This window comes from Pseudomonas sp. NFX1 (assembly GCF_051123555.1).
Lineage (GTDB): Bacteria > Pseudomonadota > Gammaproteobacteria > Pseudomonadales > Pseudomonadaceae > Aquipseudomonas > Aquipseudomonas capeferrum.
Genome location: NZ_CP169366.1, coordinates 2,517,679 through 2,534,527, shown reverse-complemented (window position 1 = coordinate 2,534,527; position 16,849 = coordinate 2,517,679). Strand labels below are relative to the sequence as shown.

The 16,849-nt window shown below is 59.7% G+C and carries 30 protein-coding genes and 1 pseudogene; 15 read left to right on the top strand and 16 right to left on the bottom strand.

The window, feature by feature from the left end:
* Window positions 1–18 precede the first annotated feature (18 nt).
* The 12 genes and pseudogenes from DJ563_RS11235 to DJ563_RS11180 form a co-directional block, all read right to left on the bottom strand.
* Window positions 19–527: pseudogene (locus DJ563_RS11235) on the bottom strand (hypothetical protein).
* The gene (locus tag DJ563_RS11230) at window positions 502–867 is read right to left on the bottom strand and encodes a DUF7740 domain-containing protein (protein WP_434519535.1); all 366 of its coding nucleotides are present in this window, start codon (window positions 865–867) and stop codon (window positions 502–504) included. Before DJ563_RS11230 ends, DJ563_RS11235 begins: the two are co-directional and overlap by 26 nt.
* A gap of 81 nt (window positions 868–948) precedes the next feature.
* Window positions 949–1,137 carry a hypothetical protein gene (locus DJ563_RS11225; RefSeq protein WP_434519534.1) on the bottom strand — a complete coding sequence of 63 codons (189 nt, stop codon included), beginning with the start codon at window positions 1,135–1,137 and terminating at the stop codon, window positions 949–951.
* Window positions 1,138–1,139: 2 nt separating this feature from the next.
* Window positions 1,140–1,646 carry a single-stranded DNA-binding protein gene (locus tag DJ563_RS11220; protein ID WP_434519533.1) on the bottom strand — a complete coding sequence of 169 codons (507 nt, stop codon included), beginning with the start codon at window positions 1,644–1,646 and terminating at the stop codon, window positions 1,140–1,142.
* Window positions 1,643–2,410 (bottom strand): lambda exonuclease family protein, encoded by a 768-nt coding sequence (locus DJ563_RS11215; RefSeq protein WP_434519532.1) that lies wholly within the window; start codon window positions 2,408–2,410, stop codon window positions 1,643–1,645. The genes DJ563_RS11220 and DJ563_RS11215 overlap by 4 nt, the downstream gene beginning before the upstream one ends.
* Window positions 2,407–3,168: an ERF family protein gene (locus tag DJ563_RS11210; protein ID WP_434519531.1), complete on the bottom strand. Its 762-nt coding sequence runs from the start codon at window positions 3,166–3,168 to the stop codon at window positions 2,407–2,409. The genes DJ563_RS11215 and DJ563_RS11210 overlap by 4 nt, the downstream gene beginning before the upstream one ends.
* A 10-nt stretch (window positions 3,169–3,178) precedes the next feature.
* Window positions 3,179–4,309 carry a hypothetical protein gene (locus tag DJ563_RS11205; protein ID WP_434519530.1) on the bottom strand — a complete coding sequence of 377 codons (1,131 nt, stop codon included), beginning with the start codon at window positions 4,307–4,309 and terminating at the stop codon, window positions 3,179–3,181.
* A 310-nt stretch (window positions 4,310–4,619) separates the two neighbouring features.
* Window positions 4,620–4,841, bottom strand: coding sequence for a hypothetical protein (locus DJ563_RS11200; protein ID WP_434519529.1), 222 nt, complete (start codon window positions 4,839–4,841; stop codon window positions 4,620–4,622).
* Window positions 4,838–5,032, bottom strand: a complete 195-nt coding sequence (locus tag DJ563_RS11195; RefSeq protein ID WP_104882759.1) for a hypothetical protein — start codon at window positions 5,030–5,032, stop codon at window positions 4,838–4,840. The genes DJ563_RS11200 and DJ563_RS11195 overlap by 4 nt, the downstream gene beginning before the upstream one ends.
* Window positions 5,029–5,445 carry a hypothetical protein gene (locus tag DJ563_RS11190; protein ID WP_434519528.1) on the bottom strand — a complete coding sequence of 139 codons (417 nt, stop codon included), beginning with the start codon at window positions 5,443–5,445 and terminating at the stop codon, window positions 5,029–5,031. The genes DJ563_RS11195 and DJ563_RS11190 overlap by 4 nt, the downstream gene beginning before the upstream one ends.
* 21 nt (window positions 5,446–5,466) lie before the next feature.
* On the bottom strand, window positions 5,467–5,880 hold the full coding sequence (locus DJ563_RS11185) for a hypothetical protein (protein ID WP_070095204.1): 414 nt from the start codon (window positions 5,878–5,880) through the stop codon (window positions 5,467–5,469).
* Between the two features lie 426 nt (window positions 5,881–6,306).
* A complete protein-coding gene (locus DJ563_RS11180) occupies window positions 6,307–6,981 on the bottom strand; it encodes a polysaccharide lyase family 7 protein (protein WP_434519527.1) in 675 nt (224 codons plus the stop codon).
* 634 nt (window positions 6,982–7,615) lie between these two features.
* Between DJ563_RS11180 and DJ563_RS11175 the strand changes: the two genes are divergently transcribed.
* Window positions 7,616–7,939, top strand: a complete 324-nt coding sequence (locus tag DJ563_RS11175) for a DUF1654 domain-containing protein (RefSeq protein WP_434519526.1) — start codon at window positions 7,616–7,618, stop codon at window positions 7,937–7,939.
* 56 nt (window positions 7,940–7,995) lie between these two features.
* On the opposite strand, the gene DJ563_RS11170 is transcribed toward DJ563_RS11175, so the two are convergent.
* The 4 genes from DJ563_RS11170 to DJ563_RS11155 all read right to left on the bottom strand — a co-directional run bounded on the left by DJ563_RS11170 (window position 7,996) and on the right by DJ563_RS11155 (window position 10,778).
* Window positions 7,996–8,472: a hypothetical protein gene (locus DJ563_RS11170; RefSeq protein WP_252824924.1), complete on the bottom strand. Its 477-nt coding sequence runs from the start codon at window positions 8,470–8,472 to the stop codon at window positions 7,996–7,998.
* Window positions 8,459–8,773: an STAS-like domain-containing protein gene (locus DJ563_RS11165; protein ID WP_434519525.1), complete on the bottom strand. Its 315-nt coding sequence runs from the start codon at window positions 8,771–8,773 to the stop codon at window positions 8,459–8,461. Before DJ563_RS11165 ends, DJ563_RS11170 begins: the two co-directional genes overlap by 14 nt.
* A 2-nt stretch (window positions 8,774–8,775) precedes the next feature.
* Window positions 8,776–9,846 carry an ATP-binding protein gene (locus tag DJ563_RS11160; protein ID WP_252824922.1) on the bottom strand — a complete coding sequence of 357 codons (1,071 nt, stop codon included), beginning with the start codon at window positions 9,844–9,846 and terminating at the stop codon, window positions 8,776–8,778.
* 89 nt (window positions 9,847–9,935) lie between these two features.
* Entirely contained in the window at window positions 9,936–10,778 is an 843-nt protein-coding gene (locus DJ563_RS11155) for a S24 family peptidase (RefSeq protein ID WP_434519524.1), read from the bottom strand.
* A 113-nt stretch (window positions 10,779–10,891) separates the two neighbouring features.
* Here DJ563_RS11155 and DJ563_RS11150 point away from each other — a divergent pair, with 113 nt between their 5' ends.
* The 14 genes from DJ563_RS11150 to DJ563_RS11085 all read left to right on the top strand — a co-directional run bounded on the left by DJ563_RS11150 (window position 10,892) and on the right by DJ563_RS11085 (window position 16,712).
* Window positions 10,892–11,128, top strand: a complete 237-nt coding sequence (locus DJ563_RS11150) for a hypothetical protein (protein ID WP_434519523.1) — start codon at window positions 10,892–10,894, stop codon at window positions 11,126–11,128.
* Between the two features lie 31 nt (window positions 11,129–11,159).
* Complete coding sequence (locus DJ563_RS11145) at window positions 11,160–11,354, top strand: hypothetical protein (protein ID WP_085598710.1); 195 nt, start codon at window positions 11,160–11,162, stop codon at window positions 11,352–11,354.
* A gap of 19 nt (window positions 11,355–11,373) precedes the next feature.
* Window positions 11,374–11,553, top strand: coding sequence for a hypothetical protein (locus DJ563_RS11140; protein ID WP_434519522.1), 180 nt, complete (start codon window positions 11,374–11,376; stop codon window positions 11,551–11,553).
* Between the two features lie 171 nt (window positions 11,554–11,724).
* Window positions 11,725–12,474 (top strand): GIY-YIG nuclease family protein, encoded by a 750-nt coding sequence (locus DJ563_RS11135; RefSeq protein WP_434519521.1) that lies wholly within the window; start codon window positions 11,725–11,727, stop codon window positions 12,472–12,474.
* The gene (locus DJ563_RS11130; protein WP_434519520.1) at window positions 12,474–13,226 is read left to right on the top strand and encodes a DnaT-like ssDNA-binding domain-containing protein; all 753 of its coding nucleotides are present in this window, start codon (window positions 12,474–12,476) and stop codon (window positions 13,224–13,226) included. The genes DJ563_RS11135 and DJ563_RS11130 overlap by 1 nt, the downstream gene beginning before the upstream one ends.
* Entirely contained in the window at window positions 13,223–13,948 is a 726-nt protein-coding gene (locus tag DJ563_RS11125; RefSeq protein WP_434519519.1) for a replication protein P, read from the top strand. The genes DJ563_RS11130 and DJ563_RS11125 overlap by 4 nt, the downstream gene beginning before the upstream one ends.
* Window positions 13,948–14,142 carry a hypothetical protein gene (locus DJ563_RS11120; RefSeq protein ID WP_434519518.1) on the top strand — a complete coding sequence of 65 codons (195 nt, stop codon included), beginning with the start codon at window positions 13,948–13,950 and terminating at the stop codon, window positions 14,140–14,142. The genes DJ563_RS11125 and DJ563_RS11120 overlap by 1 nt, the downstream gene beginning before the upstream one ends.
* A complete protein-coding gene (locus DJ563_RS11115; RefSeq protein ID WP_434519517.1) occupies window positions 14,142–14,435 on the top strand; it encodes a hypothetical protein in 294 nt (97 codons plus the stop codon). Before DJ563_RS11120 ends, DJ563_RS11115 begins: the two co-directional genes overlap by 1 nt.
* Window positions 14,432–14,722, top strand: coding sequence for a hypothetical protein (locus DJ563_RS11110; protein WP_434519516.1), 291 nt, complete (start codon window positions 14,432–14,434; stop codon window positions 14,720–14,722). Before DJ563_RS11115 ends, DJ563_RS11110 begins: the two co-directional genes overlap by 4 nt.
* A complete protein-coding gene (locus DJ563_RS11105; RefSeq protein ID WP_434519515.1) occupies window positions 14,719–15,135 on the top strand; it encodes a recombination protein NinB in 417 nt (138 codons plus the stop codon). The genes DJ563_RS11110 and DJ563_RS11105 overlap by 4 nt, the downstream gene beginning before the upstream one ends.
* Window positions 15,135–15,419, top strand: a complete 285-nt coding sequence (locus DJ563_RS11100) for a hypothetical protein (protein ID WP_434519514.1) — start codon at window positions 15,135–15,137, stop codon at window positions 15,417–15,419. Before DJ563_RS11105 ends, DJ563_RS11100 begins: the two co-directional genes overlap by 1 nt.
* Window positions 15,410–16,006, top strand: a complete 597-nt coding sequence (locus DJ563_RS11095) for a recombination protein NinG (protein ID WP_434519513.1) — start codon at window positions 15,410–15,412, stop codon at window positions 16,004–16,006. Before DJ563_RS11100 ends, DJ563_RS11095 begins: the two co-directional genes overlap by 10 nt.
* The gene (locus DJ563_RS11090; RefSeq protein ID WP_434519512.1) at window positions 16,003–16,131 is read left to right on the top strand and encodes a hypothetical protein; all 129 of its coding nucleotides are present in this window, start codon (window positions 16,003–16,005) and stop codon (window positions 16,129–16,131) included. The genes DJ563_RS11095 and DJ563_RS11090 overlap by 4 nt, the downstream gene beginning before the upstream one ends.
* Window positions 16,122–16,712: a hypothetical protein gene (locus DJ563_RS11085; protein ID WP_428632839.1), complete on the top strand. Its 591-nt coding sequence runs from the start codon at window positions 16,122–16,124 to the stop codon at window positions 16,710–16,712. Before DJ563_RS11090 ends, DJ563_RS11085 begins: the two co-directional genes overlap by 10 nt.
* Window positions 16,713–16,849: the final 137 nt, after the last annotated feature.

The following is a 16,849-nucleotide window of genomic DNA, read 5'->3' as shown; positions in this document are numbered from 1 at the left end:
CCAAAAAGGATAAGTGAATCACGGAGACAGTATTTCGTCGCCAGGGTCCTGCTGAATCATCAGCATGCTCTTCCGGTCGAAGGCCAGGGCCAGGCGGGGTGAAATACTGATCTCGTGCCGCGGCGGGGTGAGGAACTTCGCCGCGTGCAGCCGGCCCAGGGCGTGGATACCGTAGATCAGCGCCTCGATCATCTGGCTGTAGGTGGCATCAGCCCAGCCGCAGATTGCCCGCAGGTGCTGGCCGGTTCGTTTCCTGGCTGACAGCGTAGCGGCTCGGTCCGCGCCACGGTTCGGTGAGCTTCGATTTCGTGGCGCGCGATCCGGAACAGTGCGTGATGCCCGAGCGCTTCGATGTGATGAATCATCAACGTCATCGCCTCGCCCTGTTCCTCGATCCCGGCCCACTCCATCAGCTCCAATAGGGCCTGTTTAGTCCCTGGTCTAACCTTCAAACGCAGGTCTTCTTCCTGCAGGCGCTCGGCCTTGGCCCTGCGCTTCTCATCACGCTGCTGCTGCGTCAGAGCCATCATCGCCTCCATTGCGCACGAAGGTGGTACCCGGCCCGATGTCGAGCAGGTCGCACACCCGGTTGATGATCTTGAGCGCTGCGTCGAACACCTTGGCGTCGTCCGGCTCGCGGGCCAGGCGCTTCATGTTTGGCTGGTGCTCGAGGCAGACCTTGTCGACCAGGCGCCGGGCCAGGCGGCGCAGTTCATCGGCGCTGTCGTGCTCGCGCAGGCTGAGCGCAAAGGCCAGGGCCACATCGTCAGGCCGGTACTGTCCGCCGCTGCGGGTGTTGTACAGCTTCTTCACTGGCCGATTCATCCAGGCCGGCAGGGTTACGACTCCAGAGGGTGCTTTCTGCATGTCTGTGCTCCGTGAGGCCGCTGGGCGGCAGGTGGAACTGTTCTTGCCGCCGGCGCTGGCGGACCAGAGTTTTGATGTGCCTCATGTGCCGCGTGCCGTTTCGATCTGGTCGGTTATCTCGACCAGCTGCTGGGTCAAGTTCTCGATGGTGGCAGCGCCGCGCACACGTTCGGCGCGACTCCACTGGCAACTCCGGTTGAACAACAGCCGCAGGTGATGCTCCAGCTCCTTCTGGCGCCGAACCAGATCTGGGATAATTGAAATAGGCATGGCTAAGCACCTGCGAGGTGATGGAGCGGGGCGAACGGGATGTCGTCATCGAAGTCATCCGGTGGCGCGGCCTGCTGGTTTTGCTGGGGCGCCTGGCGCTGTTGCCGTTGCTGTTGCTGCTGTTGAGGCGGGCGCTGCTGTTGCTGCTGTCCGCCGCCCTGATTGTCAGGCCTGCCGCCCAGCAACTGCATGGTTCCGTTGATATCGACATGCACCTCGGTGCTGTACCGCTTAATTCCGTCCTTTTCCCACTCGCGAGTCTTGAGCTTGCCTTCGATGTAGCACTGTGAACCCTTGCGCAGGTACTCGCCGGCAATCTCTGCGACTTTGCCGAACAGCACCACGCGGTGCCATTCGGTCTTCTCGACCTTCTGTCCGGTCTGCTTATCGGTCCAGGCCTCGCTGGTGGCCAGACTGAGGTTGGTGACCGCATTGCCATTGGGCAGGTAGCGGACCTCCGGGTCCTGGCCGCAGGTGCCGACCAGGATGACTTTGTTGATGCCTCTCATGCCGCCTCACTCCTAAGCTGTTTCTCGTATCCATCGACCAGTAGCTTGAACTCCCACAGGTCCTGCTCGAGCTGCTCGATGTAGTCGTCGTCGCGCTTGAACTCGCGCCACCAGAGCTGGCGACCTACTGGCTTGAGAAGAGGGCAGTACATCCCGATGTGCCACCACTTGCGGCCGGTGATCCACATGCAGCCCTGCACCTGGTCGATGACTTCGCTGGCGTCGTTGTTGATGTGGAAGGCTCGCAGCTTGTCCGGGGCCAGGAAGCACTTGTACTCGCTGCCTCCATCCTCGCCGATGAAGCCGTCAGCGCTTGCGCCGAACGCGCCGTCGTCGGTTTTGACCAGGCCGACCTGCGTAACGATCAGGCCGGTCTGGATCTCGTGTTCCATCCTGGCCTCAGGTTCTAGCTCGTGGCCGCGGCGCATCTGCCAGGTCTCGAATCCGCCATCGAGCGGTGCACCACCGATTCGCTCGACGGCCAGCTCAAAGGCATAGGTGAGGGCGGCATTGGATGGCTCTCCGATCTTTTCCCCTTCCAGCGCCCTCTGAACCACTTCTGCCTTCGGTGCGGCCTTGTAGCCGGCGAGGTCGCGGGCCTTGGCTTCGCTATGGCCGGCGTTGATGGCGTCAACATAGGTGCGCTGCTGGGCAGTCAGACCATTCACCTTGGATCTGGCGGCGCTGAACATGCTGGCAGTGATCACTCCAGCGCGGGCCTGCAGCCACTCTGGCGAGCCCTGGGTGCAATTGACGATAATCATGGATTGGCCTCCAGTACTGTCTTCCGCTTGGTCACGGCGATCTTCACCGTGTCGTAACCGGCCTTGTCTCCGCTGGCTTGCAGAACCTTCAGCGATGCCTGCCAGACATCCTTCAGCTCGTCAGGTGTGGCTGCTGCTTCGACTTTGGCGAGGATCTCGTTCACCGCCTGGGCGCGCATTTCAGCGGTGTCGGAGCCATCCGACGACTGCGCGTCATCGTCGCGAACGTCGCTGGTAGTGATGTTCAGCAAGGCGCACATGACGTATCGCTTGCCGTAGGTGGTGGAGGAGCCAACCGCCTGGACCTCGTTCCGGCCTTTGCCGATGTCGGCCGGCAGGGTCATCGTGGTTTGCTCACGGTGCCCGTCGCGGTGCATCAGGATGCCGGTTACGCTGATCGCCTTGTCGAGGTTCTCCACTTTGAAGGTGATGGCGAAGCCGTGCCGCTGCATGATCGGCTTGATGATCCGGGTGATGTCATCCAGCGTTGCGTAGGCGTTTCCCGTGTGCAGGTTCACCGCGGCTTCGAACACTGTCGGGATCTCGCACTGCATTTGAGCCATGCCGGCGTTGAATGCCGCTTCGGCGGTCTTGGCCTGCATTCGTTCGTGCATGGCCAGAAGGCGCTCCATCTTCTCGATGTCGCAAGTCGGGTCGGCAGCGGCTCGGCTGATCACTGCCATGATGCTGTTATCGACCGGGCCGGCTGCCGCCACTGCTTGGCGGCGCTGCTCCGGCACAATGATGGTGCTGCTCATGGCGGCTACCTCAGAAATTGATGGTGATGTTCGGGACTTCGCGGCGGGCGATCTTGAGTACGATGGCCTTGGCCAGCTCCTCGGTGATATTCATCGACATCAGGGCCTCTTTGGCCTCGCCCATGATCTTTATCTTGTGCGCCTGATCGCGCTCACGGGCCTGCTGCTGGCGAACGATCTCGGCAGCGGCTGCATCAGCGCGGCGGCGTTCATCCTGGCGCGCCTGCTCTGCTGCTTCCTCTTGCCTGCGTACTGCGGCCTGACGCTCTAGCTCCATCCGCTGCTCGGTGGCAACGCGGTCGGCCTCGGCCTGAATCCGGGCGCGCTCGGCTTGCTCGGCCTGCAACTTGAGCTGCAGCCGTTGGTTCTCGGCTTCGCGCTCTTGCGCGGCCGCCTGGTCGATAAGATCCTGCTCGCGCTTGGCAGCTGCGTCGCGCTCGGCTTGCTGCTCCTGAGCCACGCGCCGGCGCTCAGCCTCGACTGCGGCCTCTTGTGTCAGACGGATGCGGTCCTGCTCGGCGCGCTCTTCAGCCTCGCGGCGCAGGCGGGCCAACTCGGCCTGTTCAGTCTCGAACTGCTCTCGCTTGAGGAGGGCAGCGCGCAACGTGGTCAGCACCTTGTCCTTGGTGTTCGCTGCCTCAGCTTCGAACTCTTCCCAGTGGGCTCCGAGCTGCATGCCCTCAGCCTCAGCGATCAGGCCTTTGATGTGCAGCGAGGATAGTTCGCCCAGGTCGTCTGCCAGCGTCTTCAGCCAGTTCAGGCGGTCGTTGTGGCGGTCGATCCGCGCATCCTCGGCGGCCTGCCAGTCATCCAGAGGTTTGCGCACCTCCTTCTGCCAGGATTCAAGAATGTCCCAAACCCGCTTGCGCTCAGCATCGATGCGGGCTGGCACCTTCTTCTGCTCGGCAGACAGCTCCTTGCCCTTGTTTTCGATTGCAGTCTTGGTGCGTGCAACCTCATAGGCCATCGACGCAATTTCTTTGCGGCCTTTGACCGTTTTCAGGTCCGGCACAACTGCCAAGAACTCGTCGATCTTGACGCGGATCTGCTGCAGCCAAGGCTCAAGGCCCTTTTCAGCGCTATACACCGCCAGGGCTGTTTCCTGCGGAGGAGCGACGATCAGTTCTTTTTCTGCGGACATGCGTTTCTCCCGCGCCATCCATGCGGTGGGCGCTGATTATGTGGTTACTGGGTGATGTTGCCGGCCAGGGCGCTCAGGAGGAGCCAGCCGGTGCAGAAGGTGAGGGCGATGAAGCTGCCGCGCCAGGTGGCGAATCGGCGCGGCACGCTGGTAGCTCGTCATGGCTGAAGGCTCCTCAGCTTTTCCTCCCGCGCCTTGATTGCGCAGTCGGCGTGCTGGGTCCGCCACCCGCCTTGGTAGCGTTCGAAGTGGCCTGCACCTTTGGCAACATGGCCGCCGCAGCGGTAGCAGGTGCCAGGGAATCGGTTCCTCATGCCCGAACCTCATACCCAACCGTCCACTCGCCGCACATCCACCAGCTGCGGGTGATTGCCTCGGGGTTCTCGATGAAAGCCTCAGCTGCGGCTCTCTTGGCATCGAACAGCGTCGGCCCTTTGAACAGCATCAGCACCCGGTCGGCCGGCATAGCCTGGGCCTCGGGCAGTTCGGCTATCTGCTCGTCGATGAGCGTGGTGATGAGTGGCGTGGTCATGCAACCTCCTTGCGCCCATCAACGATCTTGTTGAGGCGCCCGCAGTAGTGGTTGAACTCTTCGATGGTGATGCGCTGGTCGGCCAGCATTTCGGTGAGTAGCTTCTGCACCATGACGCTCCAGCTCAGATCCGTGCCGGGGTGCGCCATGGCGTCGAGCTCTTCGTCGATCAGAACGTGCGGGCTTCTCATTGCGCCTCCTCGGCCTGGGCCAGAACCCCTTCCTTGGCGAAGGGGGTGAGCAGCTGGCGGGCGATCTCTTCAAGCGCTGCCTCGGGGTTGGCGACGCTCATGATCTCGTCGGCCGCTGCCTTTGCGTCGCTGGTGATCTTGGAGCGGGCTGCCAGAACCAGGCGGCCCAGTACCGAGCTGCTGATCCCCGATAGGCCCAGCTGGCCCATCACAAACTCATCCACCGCCTGGGCGAAGCGCTCGTAGGTGACGCCCTGCTTCGGGCGCATCCGGCGCTGGAAGACCACGTCGCGGCGAGCCATCAGCTCAGCGATGCCGTCGTCGATCCAAGTGGATTCCGCGTCGGCTGCTTCGCTCACCGCCGGCGGCATCCGGTTGTCGTACTCAAACTGTGCTGATCGAAGTGCGCCCATGGTCGCCTCCAGGTGGTGGGTTCAGTCGGTGTATGCGATGTACTTGAAGCGGCCATTGCCGAATTGCTCGAAGCGGCCGCCGAAGGTGCCAATGACCTCGCGCTCAACCTCCTCGCGGGTCATGTGCGGTGGATATACCCCTTCCTTGATCATCGAGAAGTGGGTGTGAGGCACGAACCGCCAATCGACCTTGCTAGGGTCCAGCGGGCGCGGCTCTGGCGGCTGCCATGGCTTGCCCTTGTATGCCTCAGGCGCTGGCGGCGGGTCTTCCGACTCTTCCCAGCCACAAGCCTCGCAGTAGCCGCGTGGCGCGGTGCATGCCCCGCAGGGTGGGTTGATATGGCAGCTGCAGTTCTGCACATCGTGCGATTCGATGACGCCCTCGCAGCCGTCACGGCCGCAGGTATCGCCCTCGCAATATCCGAGTTCGCTCATGTTCGTTTGCTCGCGTGGCAACCGCATTGGTCGGGCGCCAGGCGCAGTGACCAAACTGGGCGTGAAAAGCCAGCCTGACACCCGCCAATGCGGTCGATGTGAAGGGAAGGGTGCAGGCGGTGAGCGCTACCTCACATGCATCTGGTCTGGCCGGGTAGGCCCCGGATTCGCCTGCGTGTACGTCGATTAAGGTTTACTGTGGTGCGCCTTAAGTGGCATAAGGCTCACTCTGATGCGCTTTAAATCGATGAAAACTGCATCGGTGATCCACATTCCGGGGCAAACCGGGTGACCGGACGCCTCACCAAAGGGCGAGACGCTACCCAGGCTCACAATTCGCGGCGATCAACTCGCGTTCAATGTGGATCACCGATGCAGCCTGCGATGGGGAGCAGGGCATCGGGCCGTCTTTCCGGCTGTAATGGGTCAGCGATGTGTCAACGAGAGGATGCTGATAATGCAGATCGACCCATCTTCAGCCGGTGTGGCATCCGTGTAATCGACCTGGTTGTAAACGCCACCGTGGAAGTTCAACAGCGATGAGCGCCATGAGTCATCCAGCTCCAGCCGACCAGACGACTCTGCATCGCCATTGCACTCAGCTGTCACGGTCAAAGCGCCCGAGGCCAGCACGCGGATAGTGATTTTGAACTTTGCACCGAGGGGCACGCCTTTGAGCAGCGTCGTGTTGATTGGGGTGGCCTGATTGAACGTCTGCCGGAACCCTAGGGTGATGTTCCCTTTGCTCCAGAAGACCTTCACCGGTGGACTGTCGTCGTCCTTCACGTGCAACTGCGAGATCACCACCTTCTTCGCTGAGTTGACCTTTGTGAGCGTCATTTCCTGCATGTTGATGTGCTCGGCCGCGCTTGCCAGAGCCCAGTACACCGGCTCTTTCCACTCGCACCGCGTGCGGTGTGTGCTCTTGCTCGATGCACCTTTCGTTGGGGCTGAAAACTGTACTGATCCGTCGGACAGGACAGTGACGACGCTGGGGAGCTGAGCGATCGCCTCGGCGCCGCTGAGCTCAAGTGCTACAGGATTGGTGAAGGAAGTAGCTACGGGAGTGGTTATCGTCAGGTTGTTGATGTTTGCGGTCATTGGCACTTCTCCTGATGGTGATAGGGGGAAGGGTGTCAGCCCAGTACGGACTGCGGCTCGGTTGCCGTCGAACCGTTCAGCTTTGTCGGTTGCGAGTTTGGTTGGCTCATGCAGGTGATTTCCCGTCTGGCCCTGTCGCCAAGGCCAGCCAGTGAAATCGTTGTCTTGCTTGCTGCAGCCTCCACCGGCTCCCCGGGGTGGCCCGCTTTACCAGTGCATCAGCCCGTTCTGAGGGCTACCCGGCAGGGAGCGTTTGCAGCTCAACCCTAGGCCCGCTTGACGCTTTCAGTGAGGGAGCGCGCCGCATGGCTTTGAGCTGGCCAGTTCCAGAGCTGGCATGGGGATCGAATTTATTGCTCGCGCTGTGCCGTTGCCGGGATCGATCCGCGAGGTTCCCATCAATGTGAAAGAGCGGTGAGGCTTGAGGGCCTCCGCAGTCCCTGTTCGGTGACTGCTTGAGGTGAAATTTAGCCTTACGCTAAAATTACGTCAATAGCTCAGAGCTAAATTATTTTCGCTGGGCGACAAATTACCTCGGAGCGAAAATTTTCCGTCTAGGGCTTTACGCTGGATTTAGCAGTGAGATAAGCTTTCCTAAAGCACTGTACGAATATACAGCAATCAAGGAGGGAGAATGTCCAAGCAGAAGAAGTCCACCCCCAAGCCGCGCCAGGAAATGAGCGGAGTTGAGCGGCTAGGGCTCCGCGTATCGTCGATGATTAATCACCCTCTGGCGCAGACACAGCGCTGGGTGACGATCCATCGCCTGGACACGGATGGCGACATGGAGTGGGAGGAGGTGATGGGGCTTTTGGCCGAGACGCCAGAGCTTGACCTGACCTTCAATGACGATGAGAGCGTGACGGTGCGATGGGAGCTGCAGAGCGCCGGGGATCGCGACGACTTGGTCGTAGAGAAGGATTGGGAGGAGGAAAAGCTGGAGGAGGCGCCTTTTTGACACAAAAAAGCCCGCTTTTGGGAGCGGGCTTCTATGCTTTCGGAAACATAGGGAAGCTATTTTTCCAGCTGATCCTTACGATCCTTAAGCCTTCGGCTGAGATCGGCAGCCGTCGCCATGAATGCTTTAACAAACGGATCTCCTGGCTGCATCTGTGGGCGATTCGCTTCCTGAAATTTACTGCCAGTAGTCTCGACCTTCAGCTGCAGTACGTCGGTTTTAACGCTGTGCCAAAGAAAAGATTCATATCTAGAAGCTGAAACAGACAGCTCTCGTAAATGATGAATGAGCATGATCCCATCACGTGCGCTGGCCTGCTCAGGCTGAAGCCAATAGCTCATGGCATAGCTTCGAACCTCAGCCACGCTCGCTTCCAGGGATTCAATACGACTCAACTGGTAGCTGAGCTTCTGTTTCTTTGAACTCCGCCATTCGTTGACGAACTGCCAGAGCAAGCTAATACCGGCTAAGACAAACGCCCCCCAAGTGGGCCAATCCCCAATTTCAACAGCAGCAGCTTCAGGCGCGGGCATCGTCGATGTATACCCAGATTTCGTCTACCAGTGAAGGCTCATCATTCGACTTAAATCTCAGTTTCTTTCTCAGGGATTTTGGATCCATATGGTGTTTCCGGACCAAACCTCCGAATGCCTCTTCGAGAAAGGACGAGCCATAACCCATAGCTCCGTCAAGATCGATTTCAACGACGTCATGCCGCTTGAGAGACGGAGCTAAGAGATCGTCTCTGAAGACTTCGCCGGAAAATTTTCCGTCTTGACGGTAGCGCCCCGCAGGGTACTCGCTAAATTGCTTGGTGACACTGATGGAGCCCACGTTCATTTCTCCATACCTGCTTCTGTGAGTGGAATCGACCACTGAATCACTGTACCCATTATTGACCGCTTGTACGTATAGCTTTTCGATGAAACCTGACCAAACCGGAAATCTTTCCTTATGCAGCCTGCATTGCTGTGGATCGTGAGGAGTCCGCCGAGTTCCTGAGATGCCATGGCTATGTTTTTCAGGCCTTTTCCTCGGTGGCCGAGCTCTGTGCGGGTTCTGCCTACCTCGAATGCGCGCTTGATCATCCGGACATCCTTTTTGGCGCTGGAGAGGGCCAGAGTGACGATATCCCCAGCTTCCTCTGACCAGCTCTTGGGAAGGCTACGAGGAATGCCTATGCCCAGGTCGCAAAAGTTGACATGGAGCCAGTCATCAAGCACCTCTGCGAATAGCCACCATCTCCTAGCATCTGCTTCCTCACTGCCTCCACTGAGTCGATCGCCGCGCAATTCGATGTAAGCATGATGGACTGAGTTGTCCATAGCTTCCTCGACTCCGACTACCACGCGTCGGTAATTTTTGGGGATTTGTGCTTTGATGGCTTTCAGAATCGGATCTGCCTGCAGCGGAGATACATCAATCCCGCTGGCGTATTTCCAATGGAAGACATCACGGTCCTCCTCCGTGATCTCCAGACGATGATCCTTTCCTAGCAGTTTCAGCAATCCAATCTGTTGGAAGACCTTTTCTACCTTTTCATCGCCAGGGTAGGTGCATGACAGCTTGCTGTTTTCAAGAGACCTGCTGACACGATCGATTTCGGCAACCAACAAGAGCGTGCCACAGCTGTGGACTGCTTCAGTATTTTTGAAATCGATCTGGACACGCCCACCGCGCGAGGCTGCCTTCCGAAGCTCCTTCAAAAACCTTACAAGCTCATGCCGGCATTCTTGATTGAGGAGCTGAATGCGTTTGGGAGCAGTCAGCGACAGCGGCTTACTCGCTGTCAGCTTGCTTTTTGGCCTTATGCGTTTAAGCGGGCGAGCGCTCGCCAGTCGCCGCAGCTCCCTACGCTGTCTAGTCCGCCTCATTCTGACGCGCTGTGTGTAGCTAATCCTTTTCATGGCGCCTACTTCATGTGTGATTGTTGGGTGCCTTAGGGACGTCTTGTCCGGTGGACTACGAGAGATTTACCGGCCCCTTATCATTTCCATCAAACTAAAAGCGCGTTCCACACCAGCAGCACCCGGGCCTGGATGTAAGTCTCCTCCCGGCGGATCATCCGATCCTTGTGCTTCGGGTTGTCAGAGATCATCTCGAAGTACTCTTCGTCCGCGATCTGCAGCCGCTTGATGTACTCGTGGCCGCCCCAGGAGAAGTAGTAGATCCCATCCCCTACGAAATCGCGGATGCTGACGTCGACGATGAGCGGATCGCGGTTCTTGATCGTGGGGGCCATCGACTGGCCTCGACCGGTGACCAGCTTCAGATGGAAGTGCTCTTTGAACTCGATGCCCAGCTCGCGCAGATGAGTGGGGCTAACCCTCACGTCCTGCAGCATCTCTGGGAAATCGTGGGTAGTTTCCCCATCACCCATGGCCCCGCGCACGTCGTAGTGAGCAATCCATACCTCGTCACCAACCAGGCCGGGGCGGGTCAAATCGGCTTTCACCAACACTCTATCGGCAGCGCCGGCGGTCGCAGCGGGCTCTTCCGCAGCAGCCAGCAACCTCTGGCGGACTTCCTCGGGAATGCCTTTCCCACTTTTGGCCAGCATCTGCTTAACCAAATCGGCAGCCGAGAGCTTGGAGTCTGCAGTATCAGCCTCCGGCAAGGGCTCACCCTCCGCCAGCAATGAGTCAAACCAGCCGCGCGGTAAGCCTTCAATACCTTCGATTCGCCTGGCTACATCATCACCCAGGTTTTTTGCCGTTTTGTCGGAAAGGATCTGGCTCAGATGTGCAGGAGCCATCCCCCAGCGCTCCGCGCAGGATCCTTTTCTCTGGCTGCCAATCAGCTTCACCAGGTTGTGCTTGCGAATCTCGTAGATATCCATGCTGCGCAGAATGCCAGCGTTTAGCTTGATGCTAAATGTGCGCAAAGCTAAATTATCCTTGCTCGAAAATTAGCCATGAGCTAAATTTGCTCGTGTGTGTAAGGAGATCCCACATGAATGACCACCTCCGTGAATGGTTAGCCACCGCCACCAACGATCGCCGGCGGGACGTAGCAGCTGCAGCAAAGACCACAGTCGGCCACCTCTGGCAGCTCGCAGGTGGTCATCGGAAGGCCTCTGTCGATCTTGCCGAACGTTTGCAGGACGCCTCTGGCGGCGAAATCACGATTGCCGGCCTGCGGCCTGATCTGATCCCGTTTGCCCGCAAAGCGCTCAAGGGCGCCGCGTAATCGAATTCTTCAAGCAAGGAGCCACCACCCAATGAGCTACGACGATAGCCGCCATTTGAAAGACCGGGAAATTAAGTCCCGTTACGACGAGGACACCTACGAGGCTGTCAGGGCGGTTGCAAAGCTTCACCGCCTGCAGCCAGCGGTGTTCGTGCGCATGTGTGTAGAGGAGAAGCTCGCTCTGCTGATTGCTCAGGATGATAACGAGACTGCGCACACGGCCTGAAGGCCCGCAAGGGGGACTCATGGCCGAAACGATGATTTGTCACGGCCTCGAGGAGCGCTTCTACCGAAAGCTTGAAGAGATGGCGATGAAAGCCGGGATGACCCCCGAGCAGTACGCCGTCCAGTTAGTACGGGAAAGCCTCCTCGAGAAAACGAGGCCTAAAGGCGCCGGCAAGCTCCGGCACCTGCCTCGGCCTTAAAAGGCCCTGAAAAGGGAGCGCCTGGCTACGGGCAGCGCAACCGGAATGGCTTCATTTTTCCGCGCATGCGCGGATCGATGCCCATGGGCTTCGCACTATCAAGGTACGAACCCCAGGCACAAAAAAACCGCCTGGCGGGGCGGTTCTTCAACTACTGCTTCGAGGACGATTATGCATACCTCCTTCCATCATGTACAGGCCCTGTCCAGGGCCGCGCCACAACATGCGAACCACGAGTTCATGGCGCGCTTTCGAGAAGGCAAGGTTTACGCCCTTCTTTTCTCTGACGGCTGGATCAAGGTTGGCCGTGGGCGTAATCCTGAAGATCGGATTCTTGCCCACTCATCTGCCTCAAGCATGCGAAGCGCGACCCTCGTGAAAACGACGGTGTCCGGCAGCCTTATCGACTCCACCTATGCAGAGGCTGAACTTATCAAGTTCTGCTCCGATCGGGGGCGGACAGTGCATGGTCGTGAATGGTTCGTGGGGGTGGATTATGAGCAGCTAGTTGCCCTGATTGGAACTCGATTCCGGGGTGACTCTCCAGCGAGCATCGAGGCAGCAAGGCGAGCCCAATCCGATAGAACCGAGCAGACACTCTCCTCTGTCTTCGGTGGCCATAAAAAGGCCGCTGAGCCTGATCCTGCCGAGCAGAAGAAGTGGATCGAGTCACTGGCCTATGCGCGCCTGCTTGATAGGATTTTCCTGGATGACGGGTACTCAGGCTGGCTCTTTGAGCCTTCCGACTCTGGCATGTCGAACTTCGGAAACTACGCGTCTCTTGTGATCCACGAGCTCCCGGAAGATGAAGTAGCAGACCTCTTTGTCCGGGCTGGGAGGAACCCTAGCGAGGCCATTGAGCAAGTCACCTGGGCCGCACGAGAAATCATTGATGCGCACGTTAAAAGCGGAGGCGCGTAATGGCCGGAGACTGGATCAAGTTTGAACTCACCACCATGGACAAGCCCGAGGTCTGCCAGATTGCGGATCTTGCCGGCATCGACCCTGACGCGGTGGTGGGCAAGCTCATGCGTGTATGGGGCTGGTTTGACCAGCAAACCGAAGAAGGTAACGCTCCAAGCGTTAGCAAAAAATTACTCGACCGATTGGTTGGCGTTGCGGGCTTCTGCGAGCACATGAAATCGGTTGGATGGATGGCTGAGGCCGATGGCCTTATCTCTCTTCCTCACTTTGAGCGACATAACGGCAAGACCGCTAAAAACCGGGCCCTAACGGCTCGCCGCGTAGCAAATCACAAAACCGCTAACGCAGAAGGTAACGCCGCCAGCGTTAAAGGTGCGTTACCTAGAGAAGAGAAGAGAAGAGAAGATCAAAACCCTCTCTCTGCGCGGGAGGCTGTCGACCCTCGCATGCCCAGCGAGATGACCCTCGACTGGCAGCCAGGCCCGAAGCTCCTGAAAACCTATGCGGTGCACTCAGGCGTAGCGCTTGACCTGTTTACCGAGGAGGCGCGCCGCGCATTCACTGCCCACTACGAGCCCCGTGGCCAAGTGAACACCCAGGCCGAATGGGCACAGATGCTGGTCAAGTGGGTGCTTAACGACCGCAACCGCGCCGCTGCCTCGAACGTGAAGCAGTTCCCGCCACGGCAGAGTAGCGAGCCTGACTTCAACAGCACTGCATGGGCGGAGAACCTGGTGGTGCGCCCATGAAATCAGCAAACCAACTGATGGCTGCGATGCAGAATCGCCCGCCAGAGCTTCACGGCGGGCCGGTGGTGGTTTCCCTGGAGACTGCCGAGGTGGTCAACGACCTGTTCCGCCGTCTGCGCGGCATCTTCCCGGCCTGGCGCCAGGCCTGGCCATCCACCGAGGCCCTGGCCGCAGCCAAGGAGGAGTGGATCAAGGAGTTCGCCTCCGAGGGCATCCGCACGCTCGAGCAGATCGAGTTCGGTATCGAGAAGTGCCGCAAGCTCAAGAAGCCTTTCGCGCCGAGCGTGGGCGAGTTCATCGCCATGTGCCAGCCGACGCCTGAGGACTTCGGGATGCCGGCGCCGGCCGATGCTTGGATCGAGGCCCTGATGGGCGTGTGCAGCCACGAGGGCGTGAAGATCGCCGCGGTGGCCACCGGCCTTTTCGACCTGCGCTCAGCCCAGCAGAACGACAAGGGCCTGCAAGCTCGCTTCGATCGTGCCTACCAGATCGTCCTGCGGCGCGCTCAGGAAGGCGAGCCGCTCGAAGGGAGGATCGCCAGGGGCATCGGCCACGACAGCCAAAAAAGCCTGCTGGAGCTCGCAGACGAGCACGCCAAGCAGAAGCAGGACCGCCTGCTGGAGATCCAGCAGATCCCAACCACAGCCGCAGCCTGCCGTGCGCAGCTGATGGCCAAGTTGAACATCAAGCGCGCCGGGCAGCCGGCCGGGGAGGGGGTGTGATGCGCAAGTTCAAACCTCGCGGCATCAAGCCGTGGATGATCCGCCGCCCATGGCTGGCCCGAATCTACCTGCTGGTGCTGCTGCCAGTTATGCCGGTTTTGTTTGCCGGGGCAGTGCTCTGGCAGAACCGTCGCGACTTTTCAGAGATTGCCCGCGCCTGCGAAGCGATTTTCCTGCCTTGGGAGAAGCACTGATGGACACCAACAAGATGCGCGAGCAGTTCGAGCAGTGGGCCAAGGATCGATACAGCTGGCACCTGCACGACGATGCACGCGATCCAGAAGAGCGGACCTTGGCCAGCTGGAATGGCGAGACCTACGGCAACCGGATCGTCGAGGGTATGTGGCAAGCCTGGCAGGCCAGCCGCGAGGCTGTGGTGGTGGAGATCGAGCACATCCGCAGCGAGGCGAAGCGCCAGGAAGACGGGCTGAAGGAAATGCTGCGCCGCCAGAACAAACAGATCTGCGCTCTCAGGGGGAAGCCATGACCGAAGTTCATCGCTACAAAGTCGTCAAGATGCTTTCCGAGGGCGGCAGCCGGATCACCTACGGCCCACACGGACCGGAGGTGGTGATGGCAGAAGCCTATGACCAGCTCAAGGCCGAGAACGAGGCACTGCGCTCGGCGGCCTTGGCTGCGGGTGAGTTCATCATGCATGAAGCCGAGGTGCGCGGGCTGCTGGATGACAGGGGTCAGGTTTCACATCGCCATCCTCGGCGGCAGCAAGCCATCGCGCAAATCGAGGCGGCCTTAGTCCAAGGAGGCGAGCCATGACTGACTTCGTGATGCACAGCATGGCCGACGCCAGCCGCTTGTTCGGCCTGCTCCAGGCCCAGGACTTCACCCGGCCGAAGAAGATCGTGATCAAGGACCAGGACCGCAGCGGAGAGCAGAACAAGAAGCTCCACGCCTGCCTGAGCGATATCGCCAAGCAGGTCGAGCACGCTGGGAAGAAGTGGGATGTCCTGATCTGGAAGCGCCTCTTGACGGCCGCCTGGCTTCGTGAGGCGGGCGAACAGCCTCAGCTGATACCTGCGCTCGACGGCAACGGCTTTGACGTCGTGTACGAGCGCACAAGCCAGCTCAGCGTGAAGCAGTGCGCAAGCTTGCTGGAGTGGATTCAGGCGTTTGGCGCTGAACACCAGGTTCGCTGGAGCCAGAAGGATCTGTGGGAGGGGCGGTATTGATGAATCATCAATTCAAGCCTGGTGACCTGGCGCTCATTGTCTCCACGGGCCCTCGCTGTGAGCAGAACATCGGGAAAATAGTCGAGGTGATCGAGGTTGAGTGCCCGCCGCTGGATGATCACCCGGTCTGCGTTATCGGCGAAGGAATGGTTGGTCAGCTAGCAGGCTGTGGCGCTGCATTCCCAGTACGCACCAATTGGTGCCGCCCAAGCCAACTCATGCCCTTACGCGGCGACTTCGATCCCGAGCAGCAGAAAGCCAAGGAGGCCGAGCCATGCGCGTAGCCGAGATCAAGCCGAAGAAGTGCAAGGCACCAGGTTGCGGCCAGCGCTTCAAGCCGTCCATGACCACGCAGAAGGTGTGCAGCATCACCTGTGCGCTGGCCGTGTCGAAGGATTCGAAGGTGCAGAAGGTCGCGGCCAGGGCCATCACCAAGCAGGCGCGCCAAGAGCTCCAGGAGCGCCGGGAGAAGCTGAAGACAAAGGGTGACCACCTACGGGAGGCCCAACAGGCGTTCAACGCGTATATCCGCGAGCGGGACCGTTTGGCGGGGTATCGCTGCATCTCCAGCGGTCGACCCCTGGACTGGAACGGCAACGCGGTCGACGCTGGCCACTATCGCAGCACAGGTGCCGCGCCACACCTCCGCTTCGACGAGAACAATTGCCACGCCCAAAGTAAGCACGACAACCGATACCTGTCCGGGAACGTGGCGGACTACCGGATCGGACTCATCAAGCGCATCGGCCTGGAAGCTGTAGAGACCCTGGAAAGGGACCAATCAGTCCGGCGCTACACAATCGAAGACCTGCAGGCCATCAAGGCCCTGTACAGGCAGAAACTCAAAGATCTGAGGAGTGCGGCGGCATGACCTGGACTATTGCAGATACCGCGGGCGCGCTGCTGATGCACATGACCATCGCTTCCACCTGGTGCGTAGTGCGCGCCAAAAGCATCGAGACACGCCGCAAGAAGGAGAACGGCCCATGCAACTGAACAGCGCGCGTCAGGCCTGGCACGACTGCCTCTATACGGCGTGGGATAGCCAGGGCGCTTTCATCGAACAGCTGGGCCTGTTGGGCACCATGGTCCAGACCACGGAGAAGCAGCGGAAGGCGAGCCATGCTGTGCACCAGGCCCTCGCCGGCGGTGTGCAGGCGGCCATCTTCAAACTGCCCGGCAGTCTGCGCGCCTTCGGCAACTTCATGTACGCCCCGGAGAGCGGGGATAACGAGCGCGAGGTAGCCGAGGAGTGCGTGTTTTCGTTGGCCATGGCCAGGTCCGGGCGGATGACCGCGGCCAAGCGCGAGCGCTGCGAGTACGTGGCCAAGGGCGTAATGTTCCGGTACCGGCGCATGCACCAGGGCGGGCAATCGTCAGCGCAGGACCCGTTCGAAAGCCCGGAGTGGTTCAAGCGCTGGATTGACGATGTGTACGGCGTGACGCTTCCCTCATGTGCCTGGGCCAGGGACTGGGAGCCATTCGTGAAGATCTGCTTCGAGGTCTGCGAGGATCTGGACAAGCGCGCACTCTCGCCGGTGGCAGCCGCAATCTACGAAATGAAGGAGGCCGCTTGAGGGCCTATTGCGTTCCCGCACGCGTGATGGCACTATTTGTCCATTGTTAGAGTTTTGCCTCTGGCAAGCTCATCCAGAAACCGGCCTTGGCGCCGGTTTTTTTGTGCCCGCAGAAACGCAAAAGCCCCGAACTAATC

Coding starts and splice junctions, on each gene's coding strand:
- DJ563_RS11095 (WP_434519513.1), top strand. CDS start 15,410: ATGCGCGTAGCCGAGATCAAGCCGAAGAAGTGCAAGGCACCAGGTTGC.
- DJ563_RS11150 (WP_434519523.1), top strand. CDS start 10,892: ATGAATGACCACCTCCGTGAATGGTTAGCCACCGCCACCAACGATCGC.
- DJ563_RS11200 (WP_434519529.1), bottom strand. CDS start 4,841: ATGACCACGCCACTCATCACCACGCTCATCGACGAGCAGATAGCCGAA.
- DJ563_RS11205 (WP_434519530.1), bottom strand. CDS start 4,309: ATGTCCGCAGAAAAAGAACTGATCGTCGCTCCTCCGCAGGAAACAGCC.
- DJ563_RS11210 (WP_434519531.1), bottom strand. CDS start 3,168: ATGAGCAGCACCATCATTGTGCCGGAGCAGCGCCGCCAAGCAGTGGCG.
- DJ563_RS11195 (WP_104882759.1), bottom strand. CDS start 5,032: ATGAGAAGCCCGCACGTTCTGATCGACGAAGAGCTCGACGCCATGGCG.
- DJ563_RS11155 (WP_434519524.1), bottom strand. CDS start 10,778: ATGGATATCTACGAGATTCGCAAGCACAACCTGGTGAAGCTGATTGGC.
- DJ563_RS11120 (WP_434519518.1), top strand. CDS start 13,948: ATGCGCAAGTTCAAACCTCGCGGCATCAAGCCGTGGATGATCCGCCGC.
- DJ563_RS11175 (WP_434519526.1), top strand. CDS start 7,616: ATGTCCAAGCAGAAGAAGTCCACCCCCAAGCCGCGCCAGGAAATGAGC.
- DJ563_RS11220 (WP_434519533.1), bottom strand. CDS start 1,646: ATGAGAGGCATCAACAAAGTCATCCTGGTCGGCACCTGCGGCCAGGAC.
- DJ563_RS11085 (WP_428632839.1), top strand. CDS start 16,122: ATGCAACTGAACAGCGCGCGTCAGGCCTGGCACGACTGCCTCTATACG.
- DJ563_RS11185 (WP_070095204.1), bottom strand. CDS start 5,880: ATGAGCGAACTCGGATATTGCGAGGGCGATACCTGCGGCCGTGACGGC.
- DJ563_RS11125 (WP_434519519.1), top strand. CDS start 13,223: ATGAAATCAGCAAACCAACTGATGGCTGCGATGCAGAATCGCCCGCCA.
- DJ563_RS11140 (WP_434519522.1), top strand. CDS start 11,374: ATGGCCGAAACGATGATTTGTCACGGCCTCGAGGAGCGCTTCTACCGA.
- DJ563_RS11215 (WP_434519532.1), bottom strand. CDS start 2,410: ATGATTATCGTCAATTGCACCCAGGGCTCGCCAGAGTGGCTGCAGGCC.
- DJ563_RS11180 (WP_434519527.1), bottom strand. CDS start 6,981: ATGACCGCAAACATCAACAACCTGACGATAACCACTCCCGTAGCTACT.
- DJ563_RS11105 (WP_434519515.1), top strand. CDS start 14,719: ATGACTGACTTCGTGATGCACAGCATGGCCGACGCCAGCCGCTTGTTC.
- DJ563_RS11230 (WP_434519535.1), bottom strand. CDS start 867: ATGCAGAAAGCACCCTCTGGAGTCGTAACCCTGCCGGCCTGGATGAAT.
- DJ563_RS11170 (WP_252824924.1), bottom strand. CDS start 8,472: ATGCCCGCGCCTGAAGCTGCTGCTGTTGAAATTGGGGATTGGCCCACT.
- DJ563_RS11090 (WP_434519512.1), top strand. CDS start 16,003: ATGACCTGGACTATTGCAGATACCGCGGGCGCGCTGCTGATGCACATG.
- DJ563_RS11225 (WP_434519534.1), bottom strand. CDS start 1,137: ATGCCTATTTCAATTATCCCAGATCTGGTTCGGCGCCAGAAGGAGCTG.
- DJ563_RS11135 (WP_434519521.1), top strand. CDS start 11,725: ATGCATACCTCCTTCCATCATGTACAGGCCCTGTCCAGGGCCGCGCCA.
- DJ563_RS11110 (WP_434519516.1), top strand. CDS start 14,432: ATGACCGAAGTTCATCGCTACAAAGTCGTCAAGATGCTTTCCGAGGGC.
- DJ563_RS11115 (WP_434519517.1), top strand. CDS start 14,142: ATGGACACCAACAAGATGCGCGAGCAGTTCGAGCAGTGGGCCAAGGAT.
- DJ563_RS11130 (WP_434519520.1), top strand. CDS start 12,474: ATGGCCGGAGACTGGATCAAGTTTGAACTCACCACCATGGACAAGCCC.
- DJ563_RS11100 (WP_434519514.1), top strand. CDS start 15,135: ATGAATCATCAATTCAAGCCTGGTGACCTGGCGCTCATTGTCTCCACG.
- DJ563_RS11190 (WP_434519528.1), bottom strand. CDS start 5,445: ATGGGCGCACTTCGATCAGCACAGTTTGAGTACGACAACCGGATGCCG.
- DJ563_RS11160 (WP_252824922.1), bottom strand. CDS start 9,846: ATGAAAAGGATTAGCTACACACAGCGCGTCAGAATGAGGCGGACTAGA.
- DJ563_RS11145 (WP_085598710.1), top strand. CDS start 11,160: ATGAGCTACGACGATAGCCGCCATTTGAAAGACCGGGAAATTAAGTCC.